Origin of the sequence: Henriciella litoralis (assembly GCF_002088935.1) — a bacterium.
In the GTDB taxonomy this organism is placed as follows: Bacteria; Pseudomonadota; Alphaproteobacteria; order Caulobacterales; family Hyphomonadaceae; genus Henriciella; species Henriciella litoralis.
In genome coordinates this window covers 875404-901711 of the sequence record NZ_NCSS01000006.1, presented here as the reverse complement: position 1 = coordinate 901711, position 26308 = coordinate 875404, and the positions used below count along the sequence as shown (strand labels likewise).

Sequence of the window (26308 nt, the reverse complement as noted above, 5' to 3'; positions counted from 1 at the left end):
AAACAGGCCCCGAGCTGATTTCAGCCGGCCAGTGCCAAACTAGTTACGGGCCAACCTCAGCTCCCCGGTTTTCCAGGCCGCCAGGCAGTCGGTTGCATCATGATAAGCGTCATCGGCAAGCAGCGACGTTTCCGTCATACCTTTGCCGGTAAACCTTGGATCGTCACATTCGCCATCCTTGGCCCACTTGCTCGAGTCATCGCCAAAGTCGATCCCGTTGAACATCAGTCCGGTTGAGGCGGGCTGCTCGATATCATCGGATGCTGACGCCTCGGTCTCTGCCTCTGCCTCAGCCTTCGTGTCTTCCTGCGCGGCTTTCTCGGCCTCGTTGGCTTCTTCGGCGATTTCAGTCTCGCTTTCGCCCAGAACACTTGCGACGGATGGGTCGCCCGGGCCACGCAGCCGCAACAGTCCGGCTTCGACGCCGGCCCTGCAGTCGCTCGCATCCTGGCGGATGTCCTTGGCGATCAGGTCGGTATTGGTCATTGCCTCTCCGATGAAGCGGGCATCGTCACATTCGCCGTCCAGCGCGAACTTGCTCTCATCATCGCCAAAATCGATGGCAGGTGGTTCGTCATCCGTTGCAGCTGTGTCGTCGGCTTCGTCTTCGAGGGCGTCGTCCACCATCGCATCAGGCTCGCCCTCAGCTAAGGCCGTTTCGGCATCATCGGATTCTTCAGCCGCCGTCGCATCGGCCAGCTCATCAGGTGTTTCTGCTTCATCGAGGTCGACGCGGCTGTTATCTGCCTCCTCTGGCAGCATGTCTTCAGACAGGAGGTCTTCAGCTGTACGGGCCTCAGCTTCGTCCAAGTCGGCGTCAGATTCCTCGTTCGTCACCGCCATATCGACATCATCGGCGTCGTCAGTGTCGATCTCGTCTTCAGTATCGAGCTCGGCATCGGCCGTCGCAGCGGCATCGGCTGCAGCATCCGTATCCGCCAGGGTCACTTCGCCAATAATGAACAAGGCTTCGCAGTCGGCGGCGTCTGCGCCAATATTCTCGTCTTCCAGCAGCGCCGTCATGCCTTCGCCTTCAAAGCGAGGATCGTCGCAGGAGCCATCATTGGCCCAGATGCTGGTATCATTGCCAAAGTCGATATCATCGACCGTCTGCGCCAGGGCTGGCCCAGCCACGAGAAACATGGCGGTGCTGGCGGCAAGAAGCGTGGTCAGTTTACAGGACATGGAATGCAATTCCTCCAGTGCGATATGAGACCGATCTTGCCAGATCAGCCTTTAAGACATCGTAATGCAGGATTAATACCATTCCCGTCAGCGCTGGTTCCGCGGACACGGCAAATTTCCCCCGCCGCGAAGGGGGCGTGATTAGTCGCCTTATCTGTTGTGACGGCGCTGCTCGCAGGTCGTCCAGCGGCGCAACCGGCCTCAAACGCCTGCCTCAGAAGTCCGAAAGCTCCAGCCCGCCTTGCTTCCAAGCCGCCAGACAGTCCGTTGCATCGTGATAGGCATCCTCCGCCAGAAGCGTAGTGCCCGTCATGCCTTCGCCGGTGAAACGAGGGTCGTCACACTCGCCATCATTGGAGAAGCTGCCCTCATCATCGCCAAAATTGACGCCATTGAACCGGATGCCATCAGCGGGCGGGGCGTCAATATCGGCGGGATCGCTGTCGTCCAGATCGCCCCCTTCCAGAAGGGCAGCAAGCTGGTCGAAAAGCTCAATGTCGTCTTCGGTAAGCTCTTCGTCTTCGGTGACCTCTTCAATCGATGGATCGCCATCGCCGCGGAGACGCAGCTCGCCCGCATCCATGCCGTCCTTGCAGTCCGTCGCATCATGGAACATCGACTCTGCCCAATACGGCCCATCCGCCATCGCTTCGCCGATGAAGCGCGCGTCATCGCATTCGCCGTCCAGTGAGAAGAAAGAGTCGTCATCGCCAAACTCGACAGCGGCGCTGCTCGTTTTCTTCGGCGGCCGCATCTTGTTGAGCAGGGGAGCGCTGGCCTTTTGCCCGATCAGTCGGATGTCGCCAGCGAGATACGCTTCCCGGCAATCGGTGGCGTCCGACATCAGATCTGCATCGTCCAGCAGGTCCGCCATGCCATCGCCTTCGAAGCGTGGGTCATCGCACTCACCATCTTCGGCCCAGAGGCTGCTATCGTCGCCAAAGTCCACATCATTGGCCGACTGCGCGTGTGCGAAAAGCGCCGACGCGCCCAGCGCGGCCAAAGCGACCGCGGTCATTTTCAGTGTTGATTTCATGGCAAACATCCCCCCGGACCAAGTGACAATCAGGGCGTATTATTGAAATGCCTGCACACCCAATGCAAGTCAGGCCCCAACGGCTTTTTAAAGACCATTGGAGCCTGAGATAATTGCGTCTGGCCTCAGCCGGGGCAGGCCAGTATCTCCCCGAGGCTGCATGCCTTCATGCGGGCCGTGTCGGCGCCAGGAAGATCAACCGGTCCGCCGCTCCCGTCGCGGCGGAGGTCAGCCAGCCGCCTGCATGATTCGGCGTTCTTGTAGTCGCATGCGGTTTCATAGAGGGTTCGAGCGCGGACAAGGTCAACCGGTCCTCCATAGCCCATCTGGTTCATGACCGCGATATTTCGGCAGGCTATGGCGTTGCCGCCTGAACACCCCTTGCCATAGGCCTCACGCGCGCCGGCCTTGTCTTCGACGCCGCCAGCGCCGCTGTCGCGCATGAAGCCGAGGCCCTGGCAGCCGCTGGCGCTGGAAAGTTCACAGCTCTTTTCGTAGAGGCCGCGGGCTTTCACATCATCGGCGGGGGTGGCCTTTCCTTCACGGTAGACCAGGCCGAGTGAGAAGCATGAGGTCCCATCGTCGAGATTGCAGCCCTTTTCAAACAGGGACAAGGCGGCGGGGTAATCGACAGGCACGCCGTCGCCGAGATAGTTCAGGGCGCCAAGGTTTGAACAGGCAATCCCGATATCCGCATCGCAGGCTTTCCCGTAATATGTGGCGGCCAGGGCCGCGTCCTTGCTGCCGCCTTGTGCACCGACGAGCATGGCTCCGTAGAGATTGCAGCCGAGCGGATAGTCGGCCTCGCAGGCCTTCAGGGTGTCGGCGCGGGCCTGCTCATAGCCGGTCTGGCGCGCGCGGGCGCTCTCGGCGCTGCGATAGCAGCCTTTGGGATGACCGAGATCGCAGGCCTTGCGGAAATAGGAGGCCGCGCCCGCTGCATCCTCGGGACCGCCCTTGCCGTTTTCCACCATAAGGCCGAGATTGGTACAGCCGAGGCCATAGTCACTCTCGCACGCGGTGACGTAGGCGCTTCGCGCCTTCTCCATGTCGATCGGTCCACCCTTCTCGGTTTCGAGCAAGGCACCGAGATTGTTGCATGCACCGGAGCTGCCGAGCGAGCAGCCCTTGGCATAGTCGGTGCGGGCACCGGCATAGTCGAGAGGGCCGCCTAATGCCTCGTCCTTGCGATAGCCGATCTGGAAACAGCCGGACCCACTACCGAGCGCGCAGGACTTTTCATACCAGAGCCGGGTCTGGGCAAGGTCAGCCGCGACGCCGAGGCCTTCGCGGTACATGTAGGCGGCATAGTCGCACCCGTCACTGGAGCCGTGGTCGCACGCTTTCTTGAAGTAGTCAGTGGCCGTGACGTGGTTCACCATTCCGTAGAGCTCGTTGAAGTGGAGATTGCCCGTTTCGAGACATCCACTGGCGCTCGAAAGGCTGCAGGCCTGTTTGCCATAATCGAGCGCGCTCGCCACCGATGCGGCGTCTTTCGAACTTGCGAAGGCGGACATGTACGTTTTCGCCGTGACCGCGCAGGACTGGGCATGCTTTGCCGCGCACAGGGCCTTCAGTTCAGCAAAGGCGGCGCGGGCCGCATCGGGCTCGACAGGGTCCCGGGTAACGACGGTATAGGCCTTCTGGAAGCGTTCCTGGAGTGTACCGGTGGCGGCTGGAGTGGCCGGGGAAGCGGGCTTTGCAGGCGAGGAGGTCTGCTGGACGACGGGCGTGCCGCAGCCAAGCTTTTCCTGTGCCCAGGCGAGCGCTTCGCGCGGCGGCGTATTTGGCAGGCTGGAAGGAAGGTCAGACCGCTTGCCGTTTATCTTGTCGTATACGGCCGTCGAAACGGCGCTGTCGCTGCCCATTCCGCAGCGGCCGCCATAGCATTGCGCAATGGCGTAGGAGAGGCCGCCATCACTGGAGATAGCTGTGCGTCCGCCCTGCTGCCAGAGAAGAACGCCGTAAGCCCAGGTGCGACTGGCGAGCTGGCCGCGCGTCGTCGCATCGACCGTCGCGCCGCGCGTGGTGAAATCACTGTACGCGGCCTTGAAGCTGGACCAGGTGGCCTGGCCGGTGGGGCAGGCGGCCTGCGCGGCGGCGGACCCTGCGAAGATCGCAACGGCGCCAAACGCCCCGGCAATGCGCCCTGTCCAGCGGATCGATCTGTGTGTCATGCGTGTCCCTCAATGTCCCAGTCAGAATTGCGACCCCCGAGGCCCGCCATTGCTGGCCGGACACCGGATATCGAACCGGAATGAGGAAAGCCCGTCCTGCAAGGCGGGTCAGGCCAACCAGCCTTACCAGCCTGCAAGTGCAGACAGCGTCGCGTCCCCATTCAGATGTACGTCCCACAAGCAAGATAGAGGTTTAATGGCTTCCGGATCAAGCCTCTGGCCGCGCAAATCGCCGAGCTGAATGAGGAAAGGCCGGGCAGTTTCCCGCCCGGCCCATGTGGTCTCAACGTGTGGACAGGTGCTAGCCGTAAAGTACCGTCAGCGTTTCAGCGACGAGCGCCGGGCGGTCCTTGCCCTCAACCTCGATCGTCGCTTCCATACGGGTCTGCTTGCCGCCTGCTTTCGCTTCAACCGCGAGGCATTTCTGGCGCAGGCGAACCTTGGAGCCGACAGGCACCATATTCGTGAAACGCACCTTGTCCGAGCCGTAATTGATGCCGCGGGTCGTGCCGGTCACGCGCAGCACTTCCGCGCCGAGCATCGGCAGAAGCGACAGCGTCAGGAAGCCGTGAGCGATCGGGCCGCCCATTTCCTTGGTCGCGCGCTCGACATCAACGTGGATCCACTGATGGTCACCGGTCGCTTCGGCGAACATGTTGACGCGGTCCTGATCGATGGTGTGCCAGTCGGACACGCCGACTTCCTGGCCTGCCAGCGATTCAAGATCTGCATATGCTACGGTTTTTGGATCGGCCATGGGGTCTCCTCTTTCTATTGGTATAATGGCGTTACCCCTCTAATGCGCACTCAGCCAGGCTTTGCCAAGGCCTGACCTTGGAGCAGGGGGAAGGAAAGCCGAGACAAGGCCAAATCAGATCGCGCGGGATTGGGTGTCCCGGCCCCTCAGGCCGCCTCGCTTGGCCTCAAGGCGTTTTCTCTTCGAAGCTTATCCCATATCGGCTTTGATAAGAGGCCGACCCCTTCTTTCCGCGCCGTGCAAAGCCATAGTTCAGCGTGATCTTAAGGTCGCGGCCATGGTTCACCCATTGCTTTGTTATGATGGGATAGGTTGCCGAACCGGTCTGTTCGACCTCTTGCGGACGCCAGCCCTCAAAGGACTGGCAAGCTTCCATGCGGGCAATTAGCGCATCGGACTTTGCCTGAAGCGCTTCGGTCCAGCTCTTTGCCACCGAATAGTCGTTCGTATTCTCGACCTCAGCCGAGCACAAGACACTGACTCTTGGATACTGGGTGCACTTGGACTGGCCTAAAGCCACTTCCAGGGACTGAAGCTGATCATCATTCAGAAAAGCGTACTGCTGATAAGGCTCATCTGCGTCGAACAGTTCGCTCAAGCTTTCGCAAAGAGCATCACCTTCAGCGACGGCAGTTGCTGGCAACAGCAGAACGAGACTGCAGGCGAGAAGACGTGTGAGCATGGACAGGTTCCTGTTGGCTACGGAACCGCGACCATGCGCTCTCTGGTGTGCAAGATATTGTATAGAACCGACGTGCTGGGTCCCCGCGGGACGATCCAGACGATGGTCGAAACCGTCTTGCCCCGATAGCGGTCACCCACTTGGACCGCTATTCTTTGAGCGCCGGGAAGATCATCCTGTTGCGTACCCGATACTGGTAGCGGCCTTTTGAGCCTTGCGAGTAGACTTCCGTGCGGGAGATGATTTGCTGGCCGGTAACTGGGTCCGTCAGACGGGCATCCTTGTCGGCCCGGGGCGAGTCGAGCGCAGTGATCTCATCTTGTGTTGCCGTCCATGTGTCGAACCCCGGACAGGCCTTGATGGCGGCAATAAGCTGGCTGGCCTTTCCGAAATATTCCGAGCGCAGAGCGGTCAATTCACTCGTCGAATAGCGCTCCTCAGGTGACCAGCGCGAGGAGCAGCTCATCGCCGGTCGTCCAGCTTCTGCCTGATAAGTGTTGCAATCGGCGCGTCCAATGGCGGCTTCTAGCTTGTAAACCGTGTGAGGTCCCGCTCCATAAGCGGCGAACGGAAGCGGCCCATGCGCAGCCTCGGTGACGGCGGAAATGGCATCGCATGGCCCCTCCGCCTCGCCGGCCAGCGGTAGAACGGCGACCAAACCAGCGACGGCCGATATGCGGACAAGGGACATGAGGCGGCTCCAGCGCTTACGACAGATGCTCAATTCGTAGCCGCTGCTGTCAGCGCTGGATTGTATGAAACCGACATGGAACTTCCCCGGCGCCGCAGAGGTCAGACAATCGTACTGTCGGCCTTGCCCCAATAGCGGTCGCGAACGAGGCGCTTGTAGAGCTTGCCTGTAGGGTGGCGTGGCAGCTCGGGGTCAAAATCCACCGTCTTCGGGCATTTGATCTTGGCGAGTTTTGAGCGGCAAAACTCCAGCAGCTCTTCGGCCAGCTCATCGCTCGCGGCGATGCCAGCCTGCGGCTGGACGACGGCTTTCACCTGCTCGCCAAACTCGTCATCCGGCACGCCGATGACCGCCACATCGGCCACTTTCGGGTGCGTAATCAGAACGTTTTCAGCCTCTTGCGGATAGATGTTCACCCCGCCTGAAATGATCATGAAGGCCTTGCGGTCGGTGAGGTAAAGGAAGCCATCCTCATCGACGCGGCCAACATCGCCCAGCGTCGACCAGTCTTCACGCTTGGGGTTGAGCGCGCCCTTCGTCTTCTCCGGATCATTGTGATAGGTCGGCGGCGTAGTATCGCCGTAATAGATCGTGCCGGCTTCGCCGACGGGCAGTTCATTGCCCTCCTCGTCGCAAATGTGCAGCTCGCCCATAACCGGCAGGCCAACCGAGCCCTTATGCTTCATCCACTGGTCTGAGTTGATCCAGGTCATGCCATTGCCCTCAGACCCGGCATAATATTCCTCGATCACAGGTCCCCACCATTCGATCATCTGCTGCTTGATCGGGATAGGGCAGGGCGCAGCCGCATGGATCGCCGCTTTCAGCGATGAAACGTCGTACTTCGTGCGCACATCTTCTGGGAGCTTCAGCATCTTCACGAACATGGTCGGCACAAGCTGCGTGTGGGTGACCTGATACTTCTCGACCAGCGAGAGATATGTCTCGGCGTCGAACTTCTCCATGATGATCAGCGTTGCGCCAAAGCGCGTGAACGACATGCACCAGCGCAGCGGCGCGGCATGATAAAGCGGGGCAGGCGAGAGATAGACCATGTCCGGCCCATCCGCCTTGGCGAGCGCGCGCGCGAGCTCCATCAGCACGTTTGGTCCGTCGATTGGAAGGTCGCGCTCCAGCATCGGACGGATGCCTTTTGGCCGGCCGGTCGTGCCCGATGAGTAGAGCATGTCGGCGCCCGCCATTTCATTGGCAATCGGCGTAACCGGCTTGTCCTTGCGCAGGTCTTCCAGCGGTTGATAGCCAAAAATGTCGCCGTCGATGGACCAATAGGCTTCCAGCTCTGTGATCGCGTTGACCTCACTCGCCACGCTGCTGAGGCCTGCAGACGCGATCAGAACCCGCGCCCCGGAATCCTGGACAATATACTCAACTTCCGGCGCCGTCAGACGCGACGAGATACAGACATAGTAGAGGCCCGCGCGCTGCGCCGCCCAGGTGATCTCGAAATAGCGCGCGCTATTCTCTGCAAAGATAGCAATCGTGTCGCCGGGCTGGATCCCGTTGTCTCGGAAGAGGTGTGCGATCTGGTTTGAGCGCTCATTGAGCTGCTTGAACGTGACCGCCTCACCGGAATTGGCCATGATGTAGGCCGGTTTGTCGGGGTGTGACTGCGCAAAGTGCTTGGGATGCATGGTCGTTTCTTCCTTTGGCCGGGCGAGCGTGTGGGCGCGCTGCCTCTCATTCGTTTTGTGGCTGTTGTAGCAAGGCGATGGGCCGCGTCCATGCCCGACGCAGCGTAAACGCTACCGGAGTGTAAAGCCTATCGTCAGCCAATGCCGAGATCCCCGTTTCCCGTCTTGCCAGGTCGGCCCGCATGGCGAACCAGCTATTTCATCCCACCCCTCCAGATCCATGGTTCAATCTGTGTCATGACCCGCGAGTGGATCCTTCACGCCCTGGAACATCTGCCAATCTGGTGTTGGCCGATCTTCCTGTGGGACGTTGCCTGCATCAAGGCGTGGTGGAAGGCTAACCCGGCAGAGTTTGACGAGATCATCATGTTCGCCGTCACGCCGACCGGGCGGATCGTCATCACCGACTATTTTCAAGGCGACCGGCCTGACCCGTCTGACTGGACGACCCATGCGCCGCGCGCGCCATGGGAAAAGCTGGCGCTCGACATGCCATGCGATGCGATGGACGCGCTGGACACTGTCTGGCTCGCCGCCGCGTTCGCCATGCTTGCCCCAATGCCGACCGACGTCCGTCTCGCGCCGCCCATTCTCAATTCGAGCTAGCACGTTTCAAACATTCACAATGAAGACGACTGCCACTTCAGCCACCGGGTTTGAGTGGCCGCATGTGCTGGCGAGGCTCAGTGTTTGACCTTTTCAGCTTGAGCCGTCAGCCAGGCCGCGCGCAAATCTTCGCTGCGATTGTGCGCGCCGTCCGGTGACCAGCCTGGCGCATTCAAGGCGCGGCGAGCCCATGTCACCGGTCGCAGACCATCCTTCCGGCAGTCGGCGGCAAGTTCCGCAAAGCCATGATAGGCGACCACCAGCGGGTTGTAGCTGTTCAGCTGCTTGACGAGGCCGAACCGAGTGTCTTCCTGATCGGCCTCTGGCACGAATGTGCCGAACATCCGGTCCCAGATGATGAGCGTGCCGCCAAAGTTCGCGTCGAGGTATTGAGGGTTGGTGGCATGGTGCACGCGGTGGTGCGAGGGCGTCACCATGACCGCTTCGATGGGCCGAGGCAGGCGGCCGATCGCTTCGGTATGGATCCAGATCTGATAGAAGAGGTGAAAGCTGGTCGCGACCAGGACGAGCTGCAGAGGAAAGCCGATCAGGACCATTGGGCCACCGATCAGCACGACATTGGAGAGCGGGCCGGTCCACGGTTGGCGCAGGGCGGTGGTCAGGTTGAAGTTCTGGCTGGAATGATGCGTGACGTGCTCAGCCCAGAAAAGACGCGAGCGGTGCCCGATGCGGTGCTTCACATAATACAGGAAATCGTGGGTGATCAGAGCGCCGACGACGGTCAAAACCGTGATCTTGAAGGTCCATGGGTGCAGCGTCACGGCGAGCGCCAGAACCGCCGTCGAAATGAAGGCGAGAAACCCATTGATGAGCGCGTTTCCAGCGCCCATGGTGAGCGATGTCAGGGCGTCTTTCGCCGAGTAATGCCCACGTATTTTTCCGCGCCGGACCGCCCACCATTCCAGTGCAATGCCAGCGAGAATGACGCATGTGCCAGCCGCGGCGAGCTCAGAAATTTCCGTAAACATAGGACACGTCTTGCATTGTGCTCGGAAGAGCTCAGGAAGTGATCACATTGGAGTGAAGCGACCGAGGGTGCAAAGGTTCCACCGTGCGACCGATCGTCTGTTGAAAAGGGGTCAGACTTTCGGCAGACCCGGCGTTCCGGCCTGATCGGGGTGTTCGGCGATATAGGCGGCCTTCAGCTCATCTGAGCGAGTGTGCTCACCATTGGGCTGCCAGCCGGGGCCGTTAATGAAGCGACGGACCCAGCGGTCGGGCCGAAGGCCGTCGCGCCAGCAGTCACGGGCGAGGCCGCCAGCCTCATGAAAGGCGACGACCAGCGGATTGTGGGTCTCAAGCTGTTTGACGATGCCATAGACGGGCGGGTCGCTCTCAAGCTCGGGGACGAAGGTGCCGAACATTTTGTCCCACACGATGAAAACGCCAGCATAATTGGTGTCGAGATAACGCGGGTTGATGCCGTGATGGACGCGGTGATGCGAAGGCGTGTTCATCACAGCCTCAAACCAGCCCGGCATCCGGCCAATGGTCTCCGTATGGATCCAGAATTGATAGAGGAGGTTCAGCCCACCAGCAAAGAAGATGTAAAGCGGATGGAAGCCGATCAGAACCAGCGGCAGCCCGATCCAGATATAGCCCGTGAACGGCCCGAACCATGGCTGGCGCAGCGCCGTCGTCAGATTGTAATGGCGCGAGGAATGGTGCGTCACATGCTCCATCCAGAACCATCTGATCCGGTGAGCAAAACGATGCTTCCAGTAGTAGATCAGATCATAGAGTACGAAGAGGAGGATAAGGCTCCACCAGGTCACAGGTATCTCCGCAATGCGGAAAGGCCAGGCCAGCATCATCATCCAGAGCGCAATCGCGCCGGTTAGCGTGTTGACCACCAGATTGCCGATCCCCATCGCCATCGAGGTGATCGCATCGCGCGTTTCATACTTTCCGCCCGCGCGGCCCGTGTGAACAGCCCACCATTCCCAGATGACGGCCAGCACAAAGGCCGGCGCGGCAAGCGTTGTTGGCGACGGGAACTCAGGCATGTGCAGACGGGTCCAACCTATTTGGCGAGGGGTTTTCCGTCTTGCTTATAGACCTCGCCGCCCTTCATCACAAAGTCGACATCTGCAAGGATCTGCATGTCCTCAATCGGGTCACCGCTCACCGCAACGAAGTCCGCCGCGCAGCCGACATCGGCGCAGCCAAGCTGCCCGGTCTTGCCGAGCGCTTCGGCCGCCGAGGAGGTCGCCGCCTGCAGGGCCTGCATCGGCGTCATCCCATACGTCACCATCCGGGAGAACTGGTTGCCATTGTCGCCGTGCGGGTAAACCCCAGAGTCAGAGCCGAAGACCATCTTCACGCCGGCATTCGTCGCCTTGCGAAAACTGTCGCGCTGCAGCTGGGAAATCTGGCGCTCCTTGTCCATCGACTCCGGTAGCACCCCATTCTTCTCGCCTTCGGCCAGCGTGTATTCAGTGTTGTAGATATCCATGGAGAAATACGTGCCGCGATCCTTCGCCATCTGAATGGCTTCATCGTCCAGAATGCTCGCATGCTCGACCGTATCGACCCCGGCGATGAGCGCGTTCTTGATGCCCTGGGTGCCATGGGCGTGAGAGGCAACCTTGAGGCCGCGCGCATGGGCTTCCTCGACGATGGCCGTCAGTTCCTCAATCGTGCCCTGCTGCGCGCCCAGCGTCGTGCCCTTGGAGAAGACGCCGCCCGTCGAGCACGTCTTGATCAGGTCGACACCGTATTTGATGTTCTTGCGAACCCGGTCCCGCATCTCCCACGGCCCGGCCGCGACGTTCTCGCCAAAACTTTCGTACTCATCAGGCAGCAGATTATTATCGGAGCAATGCCCACCCGTAATGCCAACCGGAAGTCCAGATACAAACATGCGCGGGCCCGGCACCTCGCCGTCATTAATCGCATCGCGCAGCGCGACATCACCATAGCTGTCGGCGCCGACATTGCGCACCGTGGTGAAACCCGCGAGCAGCGTCAGCCGCGCATTCTTGACGCCAGTGATGGCCGCACGCTCATCGGAGATGGCGAGCGAGGCATAGCCGCCCGTCGTCGGATCACCGGTGAGGTGCGTGTGCATGTCGATGAAGCCGGGCATCAGCGTCGCATCACCAAGATCGATGGTCGTCGCGCCGTCCGGAGCGCTCAGGCTGCTCGCCGTTCCGCGCTCTGTCACGACGCCATCTTCGATGACCATGGCAGGATCGCTCACCGTCTGCCCGGATACCGGATCGATCAGCTTGCCAGCCGTCAGATAGACCGACTGCGCCGCCGCGGTCACAGGCGAAATGGTTGTGATTGCAAGCGCGGCGATGAGCGAGGTGTGCAGCTTCATGGTGTCATCCTGTCAATTGGGGGCAGGTGATATGTCCCGCGCTTTAGCAGCTGTGGTCAAGTGCAACGGAAGAATGCTTGACGACCCTTACGTCAGTGCCCTTCTCTGAGGCGGAATCAATGAAAGGGAGACCGCCAGATGGCTTCAAAAGGTAATTTCGAACAGATCAAGCTCGACGTGGAGAACAGCGTCGCAACGATCACGCTCTACCGTCCGGAAAAGATGAACGCCTTCACCGGCAAGATGATGCAGGAGCTGATCTCTGCTTTCGACATGACCGATGCCGATGATGACGTGAAAGTCGTGATCGTCACTGGTGACGGCGAACGCGCCTTCTGCGCCGGCGCTGACCTTTCCGAAGGTGCCAAGACATTCGACTACGATGCCCGTTCATCCTCCGGCGAAGCTGGCCGCACCGAGCGCGTCGACGTACAGCGGGACGGCGGTGGCCGCGTGACCCTTCGTATCTTCGAAAGCCTGAAGCCGGTCATCGGCGCGATCAATGGCGCGGCTGTCGGTATTGGTGTGACGATGCAGCTGCCAATGGATATCCGCATCGCGTCGGACAATGCCCGCTTCGGCTTCGTCTTCAATCGCCGCGGCATTAATCCGGAAGCGGCCTCAAGCTGGTTCCTCCCGCGTCTCGTCGGTATCTCCCAGGCGCTGGAATGGTGCTATACAGGCCGCGTCTTCCCGGCATCCGAAGCGCTCGCTGGCGGTCTCGTTTCTGAAGTTGTGCCGCAGGCGGACCTGATGAAGCGCGCCAATGAGCTCGCGCGTGAAATCGCTGACAACACAGCGCCTGTGTCCAACGCGCTCACCCGTCAGATGATGTGGCGGATGCTCGGCGCTTCCAGCCCGATGGACGCGCACATCGTGGACTCTGCCGCCATCTATGAGCGCGGCCAGTCACCGGATGCAAAAGAAGGCGTGATGAGCTTCCTCGAGAAGCGTCCTGCCGAATACACGGTCAAAGTCTCCGAGGGCATGCCGACCTTCTTCCCATGGTGGGATGAGAAGGACTTCAAGTGGATTTCCAAGAAGGGCAGCTGACGCCAATTTCGCAGCGGGCGGCTCATCGGGTCGCCCGCCAGCTATCCAGCTCCGGCTCATTTCGCGGGGGTGTTTCCTGACCAGTTCGTTTTTGGCTTGCCACTTTTGCCATTGCCGGGAAAAATAAAACCGGGACAAATAACTGGGTAGGAAATTCAATCCATGACATCGAAAACACTGATGCTGGCAGCTGCCAGCGCCATTGCGCTTGCGTCAAACGCGACCGCGCAGGATGCAACTTCAGAAGATCCGGGCGCCGTAATGGTCGTCCTGGATGCGTCGGGCTCCATGTGGGGGCAGGTCGACGGTCTGACCAAGATTGAGATTGCCCGCTCGACGCTCTCCTCCACGCTGGAAGACTTCTCGCCCGATACCGAGCTGGGCCTGATCGCCTATGGCCACCGGCGCAAGGGCGATTGCAGCGATATCGAAACGCTGGTCGAACCGGCGATCGGCACGGTCGGGGAGGTGGTCTCCTCGGCGAGCTCGCTTAATCCGAAAGGCATGACGCCGCTTACCGACGCCGTTCGCAAGGCCGCTGAAGTCATGCGGATCAAGGAACGCAAGGCGACCATCGTCTTGCTGACCGATGGCCTTGAGACCTGCAACGCCGACCCATGCGCGCTCGGACGCGAACTGGAAGCCTCGGGTGTCGATTTTACCACGCATGTGATCGGCTTCGGCCTGACCAAGGATGAAGGCCGCCAGGTCTCCTGTCTCGCGGCTGAAACGGGCGGGCGCTATTTTGATGCGTCGAATGCCGAAGACTTGGGTAAGGCCCTCGACCAGACGGTATTGCAACCTGAAGACATTGCCCTCGACTCACCGGTTGAACGCGATGCCCCGCCGGTGACCCTTGAAGCGCCCGATGAAGTGGCAATGGGTACGAGTTTCGAGGTGACCTGGTCCAACACCGACGCGCCGGGTCCGAAGGACTATATCGACGTTATGGAGACCGGCACAAACCGGACGACCGCTGAAGCCTCTTACACATATGTCAGCGAAGGCTCACCGCTCACCATCCGCGCGCCTGCGCGCCCCGGTAGCTATAATGTCCGCTATGTTTCTGAAGGTGAGAGCGTCAGCGACCGGCTCGTCGCCGCCTCGCGCCCGCTCACAGTTACCGAACTTGCGACCTTCGTCTCGGCCCCCGCAACCGCGAAAGCGGGTGAGGGCATCATCGTTGTCTGGGCCGGTCCAGCCGGTGAGGGTGATTATGTCGACGTGATCGAGGCGGGTGCGACTCGCACCAATTCCGAAATCAACTATTTCTACACAACCGATGCCAGCCCATCGACGCTGTGGATGCCGGTCACCCCCGGCGAATATCAGATCCGCTACGTCATGGAGGGGCCGGAAGGGCGCGTTGTCCAGTACAAGACAACAATTGACGTCACCGACGCTGAGGCGGTGCTGCAGGCATCGTCGAGCGTAGCGGCCGGTGAGACCTTTACCGTGGAGTGGGAAGGCCCCGGCTCGCCAGGCGACTATGTCGATGTCGTTCCGGCTGGTTATGAGGAGACATATGGAGAGCTGGCCTATGCCTATACGGCCGACGGCGACGTTCTCGAAATCACCGCTCCGTCTGAGCCTGGCAATTACGAGCTTCGCTATATCCTCGAAGGCGGGAATGAAGGCCGGGTCGTCGTGACGAGCCAGCCGCTTACCATTCGCTAGCAATCCATGGGGGCGTGCGGGCTTGCCTGCGCGTCCCTAGGCCTTGCTGGGGACCACATTCTTCATGTTCCAGATCGGCGTGCGCAGCATCATGTAAATGATGAGCACCGTCATGCCGAGCGCGGGCACCACGGCGACACGCTGCGGCTGCTCCGGGAAAAAGTCGATGATCCAGCCCATGAGCGCGGCCCCAAACGGGGCGCCCGCCATGAAGCCGAGCTGATAGATCGAGAGGACGCGGGCAAGCTGGTTCTTCGGCGCCGCATCCTGCACAATCGAACGGCTCATCGCGATGGACACACCGCCCGCCAGACCCCAGGCGAACACGATCATCAGGAACACATAATGGGGCGGCTTCGCCAGCATGATCAGGATGGCGAGTGAGCCAAGAAGCTGCGCGACCAGAAGCAGGCGGCCCTGTCGCTTGATATTGCGGAAAACAGACAGGGTGACCGACGAGACGAACGCGCCGAGCCAGAACGTCACGAACATGTCCCGGATGCCATCCGAGGACAGCCCATAGATATCGCGGTTGATGATCGGCAGAACGACAAGAAACGATCCGATGACGAAAATACCAACGCCGAACATCAGCACCGTCATGCCCCAGAGCTTGCCGTCATTAAACACGACGTGGAACCCCTCGCGAATGTCGCCGAACGCGGCCCCCACGCCAGAGCGCCCCGTCTTGACCCGACGACCCCTGGCCAGGAACAGCGCAAAGCCCGCGCCGAGCGCGACAATGATCGACTGAAACGCCAACAGTTCCCAACTCGGAATCGGGCCGACGGAAAAGCCGCCCAGCCAGGTTGGCATTGTCGTCATCTTGTCGGCATATCCGCCGGCGATCAGGCCGGCGATCTGCGCGGCAAACTGGGCGATTGTGGCGAAGGCAACGCCTTGTTGTAGCGTTACGCCAGAGCCGACGCGGGCCCGCCGTTCGACGACTTCATTGATGATCGAATCGCGCGCAGGCATCATGAACGCGCCAACCGTGCCCATCGCCGCGCCATAAAGGATCATATACCAGTACATCAGATTGCCCGTCGTCAGGACAATCGCGAGCCCCGCCGCCGGCACGGCCGCCATCAGATGCAGGATAAACAGAAGCGATTTGCCGGAGGCCCGTTCCGCAATGACGCCGCCAAGCAGGAGAAAAATGACCGACGGCGCAGAGAGCGCCATATTCGCAAGGCCCAGCTCCGTCCCGCCAAGCCCCAACCTGTTTGTGATGAGGTAGGGGAAGAGGACCATCTGCAGGCCGAAGGCCGTGAACCAGCTGCACTGGATCATCAGATAAGCTGGAAGTTCGGACTTTACCCGCCGGTGCGTTCGACGGTTGAACAGGTTACGAGCGGTCAGCTCGAGGGAGGCTCCAGCCCCGGTCGCGCTGTCGAGACCGCTAACCGGTGACTTCACCTGCTCTGTGCGGTTCTCTTCCAGCTCTTCAAGCGATGGGTCTTCTTCATTCATCGGAACTGCTGGTCCTCCAAAACCCGACGACTGTATAGGCCAGGCTTCAGTATAAAAGCAAAATTAGTCAGACCGCTGCGATTGGCGCCGGTTCCTGCGCGCGACAATCTCATTGTACATGAAACGGTGGGGGACTATCGTCTGGATATCCGCACCAGCGCCGGAAGGAATTCGCACGTATGAGAGGACTTCGTTATCTTGCAAGCTGGATCCTCGCTTTGGTGCTCATCTTTTTGTACTTGCAGGTAACCATACACCCTCTGCCAGATCCGCCGGAAGGCTTTGTCCAGCTGTTTGACAGGCCAGGCGAGAATGTTGCCTTCCAGACCATGGCCGAGAAGACTGGAATTGCGTTGCTCGAGCCGACCGGCCGCGTTGTCGTTGCGCTGATCGAGCTGGTCCTGTGCCTGTTCCTGCTTGTGCCCGCCTCACGCCGACCTGCGGCCGTAGTCTCCATGGTGCTGCTGACTTGCGCGCTGATTGCGCATCTCCTGCCGGACGTGTTGGGGCGTGAACTCCCCGCGTCGCTGGCCCCGGATGAGCGCTCGACCGATTATGGACGCCACTTCGCGCTGGGCGTTTCGATGCTGGCGCTATCAATCCTGCTCTTCTACATGCATCCGCGTTCCAGGCGCCGTCGGGATGGACGCCGCATCTGACCTCACGGCCTGTTAACTTCTAGCTGCGACATTTAGGCATTCCGACGAGCGTTTGACCGGACCTGTCATGGCTGAACTCAACAATATTATTGAGAATATCGACGAGGCACAAAAGCTTCCTGTGAACGGTCGTGCGCGTCGCATGCTGCTGCGTCGTCTGATCGATTTCGTCGCGCTGCCCGCGACCGCAGTTGCGCCGCAAGATCGTTGTATGGGCGGCGATATCCTTCTGGAAATGCTGTTTTACGCGTCGGTTGAAGATCGCGAATTCTGTGCGCGACGCCTTCAGGTCACGCGGGAAGCGCCGCGTCGGCTCATGCGTTACCTCGCCATGAATGATTTTCAGGTCGCCCGGCACGTGCTGGAGGACAATGAAGGCTTCGATGCTGGCGACCTGATCGAGTTTGTCGACAACACCACGACCGACCACCGCTTGCTGATCGCCAAGCGCAAGCGGGTCGGTCCAAGTGTATCAGAGCGCCTGTGTGAACGTGAGGAGCCATCGGTGTTGAAAGCTTTGCTTCTCAATCCCGGTTCGAGCATCTCTGAAGCGGGCATGGACAAGCTTGTCCGTCACTCCCGGAAAATTGAGGGACTACCGGGTCTTCTCATCAAGCGGCTCGAAATCATTCCCAGCCAGGCGATGGCGATGTTCTGGTGGTCGAGTGGCGCAACACGGCGTGTGATCCTTCAGCGTCAGGCTGCGGACCGGACCGAACTTGTCGATCTTTGCGCGGATGTGTTTGCGGTGGCTGCTGAGGAGAAATGGGCCGATGAGGTTGCTCGCAAGACGCTCCAACTGATTGAGCGGCGTCAGAGAAACCGGGCCGCCATAGAAAAAAGCCCCTATGACAGCCTCGAGCACGCCATTGAAGTTGCGGCAGAGCGCGGCCTCGACCCGGAGCTGGCACAGGAAATCGGTTTTCTGGCGGGCGTCAAACCCGTCACCATCGCCAAGATACTGAGTGACCAGGGCGGGGAAGGTCTGGCTGTCCTGTGCAAGGCAACCGGCCTGAAACGTCCTTATCTGACCATGCTCTGGCAGGCCTTGCGCCGTCCGCTTGAGCTTGAGAATGGCGAACCACATCCTCAGTTTGCGTACATGAAAGAGACCTATGAGTTGCTGGCAGTGGCGAAGGCACAGACCACGCTGCGCTACTGGAACTGGTCACTTTCCTCGTCCTTCTCGCCGCGTAAACCCAACACTAGCGAAGTAGATGCAACAGAAGCGTCCAATGAAACGCGCTTTTCTGCTTCACAGCGGACAGCGCGACTGGTTTTCGGTCGATAGACTGGAAGAGGGTCTGGCCAAATCGAAATTGAGCGATTAACAGCGACGCAGAGTGTTCTTGGAGCAATAGCGGAGCGGGTCTCTCGTGGGATATTTTCTGGGGCTGATCGTAGTGCTGGTCGCACTCTGGCTCGGTCTTTCGGGCATCTACACGGGCATGATGCTGACCCTGGGCGCGATTTCGGTCGTCATCGTCGTGATTCTCGCCGCCCGCCTGGAAACGGTAGACCGCGAAGGCGCGCCATACCTGCGGTTATTCCAGATCTTCCGCTATTGGGCTTGGCTGCTTGTCGAGATTGCCAAGGCGAACTGGCCGGTCATCAAGGCATGTGTCGGCGCAAATCTGGATATCAATCCGGCGCTTGTTAAAGTGAAGACCCGCTGTGAGAGCGACCTGGCCAAAACCATCTTCGCCAATTCCATCACGCTGACACCCGGCACGGTGACGATTGAGGTGGAGGGCGACAAGCTCCTCGTCCACGCGCTTTACGAAGAATCAGCCGCTCCGGAAGCTTTCCATGAGATGGATGAGCGGTCCTGGGCGGCGGCTGACGGTGGCCAGAAGAAGAAGGCAACAGCATGACGGGAGTAGCTGCAATTGCGCTTGTCGTAGCGATTGGCCTGATGCTGATCCGCGCCTTGCTTGGCCCGACGCTTTATGACCGGGTGCTGGCGGTCAATTCGCTCGGCACAAAGATCGTGCTGTTTATCGGCATTCTGGGCTTCGTTCTGGGTCGTCCGGATTTTCTCGACATTGCGGTCCTCTACGCCCTCATCAATTTCGTCTCGACCATCGCGATCCTGAAATTCTTCCGCTACCGCTCTTTCCAGGTGCCTTTGCTGCGCCGACCGGTGCCACGTTCCACAGATCAGGGGAGTGATGATGTCTGATTTTCTCCACATCCTGATGGTGATCAAGCCGATTATCGGTGGTTTGCTGTGTCTTGCCGGGGCCGCGCTCGCCGTGATCGGTACGGTTGGCGTGCTGCGCTTTCCAGATTTCTATACCCGTCTGCACGCAGCCAGCATCACCGATACCGGGGCTGTGACGCTGGCGCTGCTGGGCATGGCGTTTCTCGCGCCAAGCTGGCTCATCGTGTTCAAGCTGGCCGCGATCTGGCTGTTTATTTTTCTGACCGGGCCAACCGGCTCGCACGCGCTGGCAAATGCGGCGCATACTGCTGGGCTTCAGCCTGTGACGGGCCGGCTCCGCAGCGAGGATGGTGAAGGGGAGGACCTGTCATGAGCGGATATGAGGGCGCCGATCTCGCCATTGCCCTGATCAATGTGCTTCTGCTCGGCCTGCTATTCGTCGTCGGTGTTGCAATCGCGCGGATGCGCAGCCTGTTTGCCATTGTGATGCTGTCGGGCATCTATTCCCTGATCTCGGCGACCTGGTTCGTTGCGCTGGATGCGGTGGATGTGGCCTTCACAGAAGCCGCCGTCGGCGCCGGCATTTCCACGGCGCTATTGCTTGGGGCGATGCTTTTGACGTCTCGCACGGCGAAGGTCGTGCCGCGGGCCCGCCAGATCGTGCCACTTCTCGTCGTCATCGCGACCGGCGCCATGCTGATTTATGCATCGATTGACCTGCCGGCCTTCGGTGACCCTGACAGCCCGGCGAATACCTATGTCGGCACCGATTATATCGAGCGGACACCGCAGGATATTGGCGTTCCAAACATCGTGACCGCTGTCCTCGCCAGCTATCGGGGCTTTGATACGCTCGGGGAGACAGGCGTGGTGTTTTCCGCGGCGCTGGCGGTCATCCTGCTGCTTGGCTTCGGTGAGCGGTCACTCTCGGCGACGATGCGCAAGAAGAAAGGTGAAGGCTGATGGCCAATAGCCGTACCGATCATCACGTTGTCCTGCGCGTTGTCGCAAAGCCATTGATCCCGATCATCGCGCTGTTCGCGCTCTATGTTCAGTTCCATGGCGACTATTCGCCGGGGGGCGGCTTTCAGGCTGGCGTCATCCTCGCTGTTGCGGTGATTCTATACGCACTGATTTTTGGAATTGCGCCGGCTATGCGCGCGGTTCCGCCAGTGTTCGCCCGCTTTCTGTCCGCCTTCGGGTTCATCCTGTATGCGGGCGTTGGTGTCTGGGCGCTCATCATGGGCGGCAACTATCTCGACTATAATGTCCTGTTCAACGAACCGCCGGGCGGCCACCATGGTCAGCACTACGGAATTTTGATTGTCGAACTGGGCGTGCTGTTTGCGGTCGCCGGGTCGATGCTGTCGATCTTTTATGCGTTCGCTGGCCGTGTCACCGAGATCAAGGACGAGGACTGGTAATGCTCGAATTTGTTCTTGAGCGCGGCAATTACTGGGCGATCATCGGCTTGATGATGATCGGCCTGTATACGCTGTTTGAAGCGTCAAACATGATCAAGAAGCTGGTTGGGCTTTCGGTCTTCCAGACCTCGATCATCCTTTTCTACATCACGCTGAGCCGCATTGATGGTGGGACGGCGCCAATCCTGTTTGGCGCCGATGCCAAGGGGCATGGCGGTGATCACGCTGAAGAGGGCGCCTTAAGCAAAGCTGTTGATGCGACCCACGCCGCCACGGACGCGACCCATGGCGCCGCCGATGCAGCGCATGGGGCAGCATCTGCGGCGCATCACGGCATGGAACACGTCTACTCAAACCCGCTCCCACACGTCCTGATGCTGACGGCGATCGTTGTTGGCGTTGCGACCCTCGCTGTGGGGCTGGCCATCGTGGTTCGTATCCGCGAAGCGTATGGCAGCATCGAAAATGACGAGATCCGCGAAATCGATCTCGAAGTTGCGCGCGCCGAGTACGCTAAGGATCACCCTGACGAGGCGACACCAGCATGATTGAGTGGATCATGAATCTCGCGCCGGCCTGGGCCCAAGCGCATGCGCCAGCATTGATTGTGCTATTGCCGCTGCTGGCGGCCCCGATATCGGCTTTCCTGCCGGGTGCTGGCCGCCTGGCGTGGTTGCTGACAGTCCTTGTGACCGGGCTGTGTGCGCTGCTTTCGATCGTCTTGCTTGGACAAGTCCAGTCCATCGAAGGCGGGGCTATCATCTCCTATTCGATGGGGGGCTGGGCGCCGCCGCATGGCATCGAATTCCGCATCGATTCCCTCAACGTGCTGATCATCATGCTGGTGAGCGCGATTGCGTTTCTCACCAGCATTTTCGGTTGGCCTACCGTCAAGGCCGAGATCAACGAGGAAAAGCGCGCAATGTTCTTTGCCGCTTTCCAAGTCTGCTTCATGGGCCTGCTTGGCGTCGCGTCGACGGGCGATGCGTTCAACCTCTTCGTCTTCCTCGAGCTTTCCTCCATTGCGACCTATGTGCTGGTCGCGCTGGGGTCCGGACGGGACCGCCGCGCGCTTCCGGCCGCGCTGAACTATCTCCTGATGGGGACGATCGGCGCGAGCTTCTATGTCGTCGGCGTCGGCTTTCTCTATGCCGCCACGGGCACGCTGAACATGGCGGACCTCGCCGTTCAGCTACAGGATGTCGGCGGCAACCGGGTGGTTCAGGTCGGGTTTGCGTTCATCCTTGTCGGGCTTGGCCTCAAGGCTGCGATGTTCCCGCTGCACCAGTGGCTGCCGAATGCGTATGCCTACAGCCCAAGCTTTGTGACGGCCTTCCTGGCGGCGACAGCCACCAAGGTCGCAATCTACGCGCTGGTGCGGTTCCTGTTCAGCGTCTTCTCGCTCGATTTCGCGTTTGAAGGCATGAGCCTGTCGCTGATCCTTGCGCCGATGGGCATTGCGGCGATGCTGGCCTGTTCGTTCCAGGCGATCTTCCAGTTGGATGTACGCCGTACGCTTGCTTATTCGTCTGTTGCTCAGGTCGGCTATATGCTGCTGGGCATCTCGCTTGGCACGGCCGCGGGTGTGTCGGCTGGCCTGTTCCACCTCGTGAACCATGCGGTCATCAAGGGTGCCTTGTTCATGGCCGTTGCCGGTGTCGTTCTGACGTATCAGGGCACACGCATTCATGACTTCCGGGGCCTTGGGCGGTCTGCTCCATGGACAATGACAGCATTTGCAATCGCGGCCCTGTCGCTGATTGGTGTGCCATTGACGGCAGGCTTCCAGTCAAAGTTCGCGCTGGTCTCTGCGCTGCTTGAGAGCGGCTGGTGGTGGGCTGCGTTGATTGTGGTGTTCTCCAGCGTTCTGGCGGTGATCTATATGGGCCGCATCCTCGAAGCGGTGTTCTTCCGCGCGCCTGCCAATCCGCAGAAAGCGCACAAGGAAGCGCCGCTATTGCTGCTCATCCCGCTTTGGGTGCTTGTGATTGCCAACATCTGGATCGGTGTGCAGGGCAGCTTCGTGGCCGGGCTCGCAAATGATGCGGCAGCGAGCCTCTTTATCGGAGGTGCACGATGAGCGGCGAGACCCTGATTATTGCGGCCTTCATCATTCCGCTTGTCACGACGGTGGGCATTTTCCTCGCGGGCAAGGCGCCGAATGTCCGCGAAGGCATTACGCTTGTTGGCGCGGTCTCGCTCTTCGCGGTCGCGTGCGCGCTCGCGTATTCTGTTGCGACAGGCAACCCAGCTGAGGCGATGCTCGGCACCGCTCTTCCGGGGCTGGAATTTGGCTTCAAGTTGGAGCCGCTTGGCGCCATGTTCGCGCTGGTCGCGAGCGGCCTGTGGATCGTCAATAGTTTCTATTCCATCGGCTATATGCGCGGCAATAAAGAGCGCCATCAGACGCGTTTCTACATGTGCTTTGCAATTGCGCTGCTCGGCGCAATGGGTGTCGCCATGGCGGGCAATCTCTTCACTCTGTTCGTCTTCTACGAGGTGTTGACCCTGTCGACCTTCCCGCTGGTCGCACACAAGGGAGACGAAAATGCGATGCGCGGTGCGCGCATCTATCTGATGACGCTTCTGGCAACATCGATTGGCCTTTTCCTCGTCGCGATCATCTGGACCGCGACGCTCGCCGGCAGCCTGGACTTCGTGCCGGGCGGATTGCTGGCCGGGGCTCAAGGCCTGACGCCGGTCATATCCAGCGCGCTGCTCATCCTGTTTGCGTTCGGGATTGGTAAGGCCGCACTGATGCCTGTCCATTTCTGGCTGCCAAACGCGATGGTTGCGCCGACACCCGTGTCCGCATTGCTTCACGCTGTGGCGGTTGTGAAGGCCGGTGTGTTCACGATGGCCAAAGTTGGTCTCTACGTCTTTGGCTTTGATTTGCTGAAAGAGACGCCGGCGCGGGACTTTGTTCTGGCCGTGGCCTGTTTCACGATCGTCGTTGCCTCCCTCATTGCGCTCACCAAGGATGATCTGAAAGCCCGTCTTGCCTATTCGACGGTCGGCCAGCTCGCCTATGTGACTGCAGGTGTCATGCTCGCCAATCAGGCTGGCATGATGGGCGGGGCGCTGCAGATCCCGGCCCACGCCTTTGGCAAGATGACGCTCTTCATGTGTGCTGGCGCGATCTATGTCGCGACCGGCAAGAAGCTGATTTCTGAAATGCGCGGTCTTGGCCGACGGATGCCCTGGGTGTTCGGCGCGTTTCTGGTTGGCTCATTGTCGATCATCGGCCTTCCGCCGCTCGCGGGCGGCTGGCCGAAAGTCATGCTGATGCTCGGTGCAGCCGATAGCGGCGATGTCTATGTCGCGTGGGTGCTCATCATCTCGTCACTCCTCAACATTGCCTACCTTCTGCCGATTGCGGTGTTGGGGCTGATGCCGCCAAAAGGGGGAGGGGAGCCTGCGCCTTACAAGCGGCCGGATGGTGCACCTGTTCTGACCGTTGCCGCGCCCGTCTTTACCGCGTTCGGTACGCTCGTCCTGTTCTTCGCGATGGGCCAACTCTATGACTTCCTGCTGCCCGCTATTGGAGGCCAGCCATGAGCGATAATGTGAAACCCCCGCACCTCAGCGACCATGGGGAACACCAGTTGCCGGACGAGTCCCATACAACGCCGGCTGCCAAATTCCTGTTCGGCTGGACGACAAAGCCGTGGGCTGGAAAAATGGTTTTCTGGACGCTGGCCGTCCTGTCCGTGATTCTCATCGGCCTTGAGCCGCTGCTGGAGGCGCTGTCGGGCGAGGGGCATCATTTCCGCCATAGCTATTTTGCGATCGACGGGGTGACGGCCTTCTACGCGATGTGGGGCTTTGCGTCCTTTTCGCTGGTCGTCTTGGCGGGCTGGCCGCTTGGCAAGCTGCTGCGCCGCTCTGAAGACTATTACAAAGACGAAGAAGAGCCTGCAGGCACGGAGCCGCACCCATGAGCGCGCTCATCTCCTCGATCAATCCAGGTCTGATCCTGATCCTCGCTGGTCTGATTGCCGGTGTGACGCCGGTTCAGCGCGTGCGCCAGGGCCTCGCGCTGGCTGCGCCGCTTATCGGCCTGGCGCTCCTGCTGGCCGCGCCGCGTGAAACCGATCTCGCATCGATGAGCATGCTTGGCTTCGACCTTGTCTTCTACCGGGTCGATTCCCTCTCCTTCATCTTCGGCCTTGCCTTCCTGATTGCGGCCTTCATCAATGCGATCTACGCCCTTCATCAGGACAGCCAGCTCGAAGATTCGATGGGCATGGCGTATATGGGCGCGGCTGTGGCCGCCGCCTTTTGCGGCGATTTCATCAGTCTTTTCGTCTTCTGGGAACTGACGGCGGTCACGTCGGTCTTCCTGATCTTCCGGTCGGGCACAAGCGCTGCCTACAAGGCCGGGATGCGCTATCTTGGCCTGCACGTTCTTTCGGGCGTACTGCTGCTCTTCGGCGCGATGCAGATCTATTTCGACACGGGCGATATGAGCATCCGTGCGCTGGAGCTTGGCAATCCGGGTGTCCTGCTGGTCTTCCTGGCGTTTGGCATCAAGGCCGGTTTCCCCTTCCTGCATACCTGGCTGGCCGACGCCTATCCGAAAGCCACGGTTACAGGCACCGTCATCTTGTCGGCATTTACGACGAAGCTCGCCATCTATGCGCTAGCACGTACGTTCGCTGGTGAGCAGAGCCTCATCTGGATCGGCGCGATCATGACAGTCTATCCGGTCTTCTTCGCCGTCGTTGAAAACGATCTTCGCAAGGTGCTGTCCTTCTCGCTGAACAATCAGCTCGGCTTCATGGTCTGCGCGATCGGTGTCGGCACGCCGCTGGCGCTGAACGGCGCTGCGGCGCATGCCTTCTGCCACATCATGTACAAGTCGCTGCTCTTCATGAGCATGGGCGCAGTCCTCTACCGCGTCGGCACCACCAAGGCGACCGAACTCGGCGGCCTGTTCCGCACGATGCCGTGGACGACGGTTTTCTGTCTGATCGGGGCAGCATCGATTTCTGCCTTCCCGCTCTTCTCCGGCTTTGTCTCCAAGTCGCTGACGATGAGCGCCGTTGCTGGGGGCGCTTTCCTGATCCCGTGGCTGATGCTGCTCTTCGCGTCGGCCGGTGTGCTTGAGCATTCGGGCATCAAGATCCCGTATTTTGCCTTCTTCGGGCATGATAGCGGTAAACGGCCCAAGGAAGCGCCGTTCAACATGCTGCTGGCGATGGGGCTTGCCGCCTTTATCTGTATCGCCGTTGGCTTGCCGGCCTTCTTCCCGAATTTTGGTTTCAACTGGCTCTATTCGATCCTGCCATATGCGAACGACCCATATACTGTGCGGTATGAGCCTTACACGGGCGACCATATCCTGACGCAGATGCAGCTTCTTGTGCTGGCCGTGTTCGCCTTTGCGGTCCTTCAACGGATCGGGGCGTATCCGCCAGAGAAGCGTGGGATCATCCTCGACACAGACATCGTGTTCCGCAAAGTGGGCTATGGCTTTGCTGCATGGTCTGGCCGGGTCTGGAATAAGGTCGGGCCGACGATGACATCCGTTGTCGGCAGTGTGGGCGCTAGAACCTTCTCGCGGCTCGAAGCGGCTTTCAGCCCCCGTGGAACGCTTGCCCAGGGCGGTCTTTATAACAGCATGGCCATCTGGACCGTGGTCCTGTTGGGGCTCGCATTGCTGATCGGGTTCTTTATACGCTAGCTATCGCCGTAAAAAACGCACTGCGCTGCAGTCCCTAGAC

Annotated in this window: 26 protein-coding genes; 15 read left to right on the top strand and 11 right to left on the bottom strand. The window is 60.1% G+C overall.

Going from position 1 to position 26308, the window contains the following annotated elements; translation table 11 throughout:
* Window positions 1-39: 39 nt before the first annotated feature.
* From B8783_RS08025 to B8783_RS07995, 7 genes are all read right to left on the bottom strand, one after another.
* Window positions 40-1185, bottom strand: coding sequence for a hypothetical protein (locus B8783_RS08025; protein ID WP_084419662.1), 1146 nt, complete (start codon window positions 1183-1185; stop codon window positions 40-42).
* Window positions 1186-1399: 214 nt separating this feature from the next.
* Entirely contained in the window at window positions 1400-2221 is an 822-nt protein-coding gene (locus B8783_RS08020; protein WP_139792301.1) for a hypothetical protein, read from the bottom strand.
* 125 nt (window positions 2222-2346) lie between these two features.
* On the bottom strand, window positions 2347-4398 hold the full coding sequence (locus B8783_RS08015) for a tetratricopeptide repeat protein (RefSeq protein WP_084419660.1): 2052 nt from the start codon (window positions 4396-4398) through the stop codon (window positions 2347-2349).
* Window positions 4399-4699: 301 nt separating this feature from the next.
* On the bottom strand, window positions 4700-5155 hold the full coding sequence (locus tag B8783_RS08010; RefSeq protein ID WP_084419659.1) for a MaoC family dehydratase: 456 nt from the start codon (window positions 5153-5155) through the stop codon (window positions 4700-4702).
* 166 nt (window positions 5156-5321) lie between these two features.
* A complete protein-coding gene (locus B8783_RS08005; protein WP_084419658.1) occupies window positions 5322-5837 on the bottom strand; it encodes a hypothetical protein in 516 nt (171 codons plus the stop codon).
* A 148-nt stretch (window positions 5838-5985) separates the two neighbouring features.
* On the bottom strand, window positions 5986-6528 hold the full coding sequence (locus tag B8783_RS08000) for a hypothetical protein (RefSeq protein ID WP_084419657.1): 543 nt from the start codon (window positions 6526-6528) through the stop codon (window positions 5986-5988).
* Window positions 6529-6629: 101 nt separating this feature from the next.
* Complete coding sequence (locus B8783_RS07995; protein WP_084419656.1) at window positions 6630-8180, bottom strand: acyl-CoA synthetase; 1551 nt, start codon at window positions 8178-8180, stop codon at window positions 6630-6632.
* A 237-nt stretch (window positions 8181-8417) separates the two neighbouring features.
* Between B8783_RS07995 and B8783_RS07990 the strand changes: the two genes are divergently transcribed.
* Window positions 8418-8786 carry a hypothetical protein gene (locus B8783_RS07990; protein ID WP_084419655.1) on the top strand — a complete coding sequence of 123 codons (369 nt, stop codon included), beginning with the start codon at window positions 8418-8420 and terminating at the stop codon, window positions 8784-8786.
* A gap of 77 nt (window positions 8787-8863) precedes the next feature.
* Here the strand turns inward: B8783_RS07990 and B8783_RS07985 are convergent, their stop codons facing one another.
* From B8783_RS07985 to B8783_RS07975, 3 genes are all read right to left on the bottom strand, one after another.
* Window positions 8864-9775: a sterol desaturase family protein gene (locus B8783_RS07985; RefSeq protein ID WP_084419654.1), complete on the bottom strand. Its 912-nt coding sequence runs from the start codon at window positions 9773-9775 to the stop codon at window positions 8864-8866.
* Window positions 9776-9886: 111 nt separating this feature from the next.
* Window positions 9887-10813 (bottom strand): sterol desaturase family protein, encoded by a 927-nt coding sequence (locus tag B8783_RS07980; RefSeq protein WP_084419653.1) that lies wholly within the window; start codon window positions 10811-10813, stop codon window positions 9887-9889.
* Between the two features lie 17 nt (window positions 10814-10830).
* Window positions 10831-12132: a Xaa-Pro dipeptidase gene (locus tag B8783_RS07975; protein WP_139792300.1), complete on the bottom strand. Its 1302-nt coding sequence runs from the start codon at window positions 12130-12132 to the stop codon at window positions 10831-10833.
* Between the two features lie 138 nt (window positions 12133-12270).
* Between B8783_RS07975 and B8783_RS07970 the strand changes: the two genes are divergently transcribed.
* Both B8783_RS07970 and B8783_RS07965 read left to right on the top strand, forming a co-directional pair.
* Window positions 12271-13185 (top strand): crotonase/enoyl-CoA hydratase family protein, encoded by a 915-nt coding sequence (locus B8783_RS07970; RefSeq protein WP_084419652.1) that lies wholly within the window; start codon window positions 12271-12273, stop codon window positions 13183-13185.
* A 162-nt stretch (window positions 13186-13347) separates the two neighbouring features.
* Window positions 13348-14862: a vWA domain-containing protein gene (locus tag B8783_RS07965; protein WP_084419651.1), complete on the top strand. Its 1515-nt coding sequence runs from the start codon at window positions 13348-13350 to the stop codon at window positions 14860-14862.
* A gap of 36 nt (window positions 14863-14898) precedes the next feature.
* Here B8783_RS07965 and B8783_RS07960 read toward each other — a convergent pair whose 3' ends face one another.
* Window positions 14899-16335, bottom strand: coding sequence for an MFS transporter (locus B8783_RS07960; RefSeq protein ID WP_084419650.1), 1437 nt, complete (start codon window positions 16333-16335; stop codon window positions 14899-14901).
* Window positions 16336-16514: 179 nt separating this feature from the next.
* Between B8783_RS07960 and B8783_RS07955 the strand changes: the two genes are divergently transcribed.
* The 12 genes from B8783_RS07955 to B8783_RS07900 all read left to right on the top strand — a co-directional run bounded on the left by B8783_RS07955 (window position 16515) and on the right by B8783_RS07900 (window position 26268).
* Window positions 16515-16994: a hypothetical protein gene (locus tag B8783_RS07955; RefSeq protein WP_084419649.1), complete on the top strand. Its 480-nt coding sequence runs from the start codon at window positions 16515-16517 to the stop codon at window positions 16992-16994.
* 67 nt (window positions 16995-17061) lie between these two features.
* The gene (locus B8783_RS07950) at window positions 17062-18285 is read left to right on the top strand and encodes a DUF2336 domain-containing protein (protein ID WP_084419648.1); all 1224 of its coding nucleotides are present in this window, start codon (window positions 17062-17064) and stop codon (window positions 18283-18285) included.
* An 85-nt stretch (window positions 18286-18370) separates the two neighbouring features.
* Window positions 18371-18868 (top strand): Na+/H+ antiporter subunit E, encoded by a 498-nt coding sequence (locus B8783_RS07945; protein ID WP_084419647.1) that lies wholly within the window; start codon window positions 18371-18373, stop codon window positions 18866-18868.
* Window positions 18865-19176: a monovalent cation/H+ antiporter complex subunit F gene (locus B8783_RS07940; protein WP_084419646.1), complete on the top strand. Its 312-nt coding sequence runs from the start codon at window positions 18865-18867 to the stop codon at window positions 19174-19176. The genes B8783_RS07945 and B8783_RS07940 overlap by 4 nt, the downstream gene beginning before the upstream one ends.
* The gene (gene mnhG / locus B8783_RS07935) at window positions 19169-19531 is read left to right on the top strand and encodes a monovalent cation/H(+) antiporter subunit G (RefSeq protein ID WP_084421987.1); all 363 of its coding nucleotides are present in this window, start codon (window positions 19169-19171) and stop codon (window positions 19529-19531) included. Before B8783_RS07940 ends, mnhG begins: the two co-directional genes overlap by 8 nt.
* Window positions 19528-20121 (top strand): DUF4040 domain-containing protein, encoded by a 594-nt coding sequence (locus B8783_RS07930; RefSeq protein WP_084419645.1) that lies wholly within the window; start codon window positions 19528-19530, stop codon window positions 20119-20121. The genes mnhG and B8783_RS07930 overlap by 4 nt, the downstream gene beginning before the upstream one ends.
* The gene (locus B8783_RS07925; RefSeq protein WP_084419644.1) at window positions 20121-20582 is read left to right on the top strand and encodes a Na(+)/H(+) antiporter subunit B; all 462 of its coding nucleotides are present in this window, start codon (window positions 20121-20123) and stop codon (window positions 20580-20582) included. The genes B8783_RS07930 and B8783_RS07925 overlap by 1 nt, the downstream gene beginning before the upstream one ends.
* A complete protein-coding gene (locus B8783_RS07920; RefSeq protein ID WP_084419643.1) occupies window positions 20582-21130 on the top strand; it encodes a cation:proton antiporter subunit C in 549 nt (182 codons plus the stop codon). Before B8783_RS07925 ends, B8783_RS07920 begins: the two co-directional genes overlap by 1 nt.
* Window positions 21127-22662 carry a monovalent cation/H+ antiporter subunit D family protein gene (locus B8783_RS07915; RefSeq protein WP_169711739.1) on the top strand — a complete coding sequence of 512 codons (1536 nt, stop codon included), beginning with the start codon at window positions 21127-21129 and terminating at the stop codon, window positions 22660-22662. The genes B8783_RS07920 and B8783_RS07915 overlap by 4 nt, the downstream gene beginning before the upstream one ends.
* The gene (locus B8783_RS07910) at window positions 22659-24140 is read left to right on the top strand and encodes a proton-conducting transporter transmembrane domain-containing protein (RefSeq protein WP_084419642.1); all 1482 of its coding nucleotides are present in this window, start codon (window positions 22659-22661) and stop codon (window positions 24138-24140) included. The genes B8783_RS07915 and B8783_RS07910 overlap by 4 nt, the downstream gene beginning before the upstream one ends.
* Window positions 24137-24523, top strand: coding sequence for a hypothetical protein (locus B8783_RS07905; protein WP_084419641.1), 387 nt, complete (start codon window positions 24137-24139; stop codon window positions 24521-24523). Before B8783_RS07910 ends, B8783_RS07905 begins: the two co-directional genes overlap by 4 nt.
* Window positions 24520-26268: a Na(+)/H(+) antiporter subunit D gene (locus B8783_RS07900; protein ID WP_084419640.1), complete on the top strand. Its 1749-nt coding sequence runs from the start codon at window positions 24520-24522 to the stop codon at window positions 26266-26268. Before B8783_RS07905 ends, B8783_RS07900 begins: the two co-directional genes overlap by 4 nt.
* The last annotated feature ends 40 nt before the right edge of the window (window positions 26269-26308 follow it).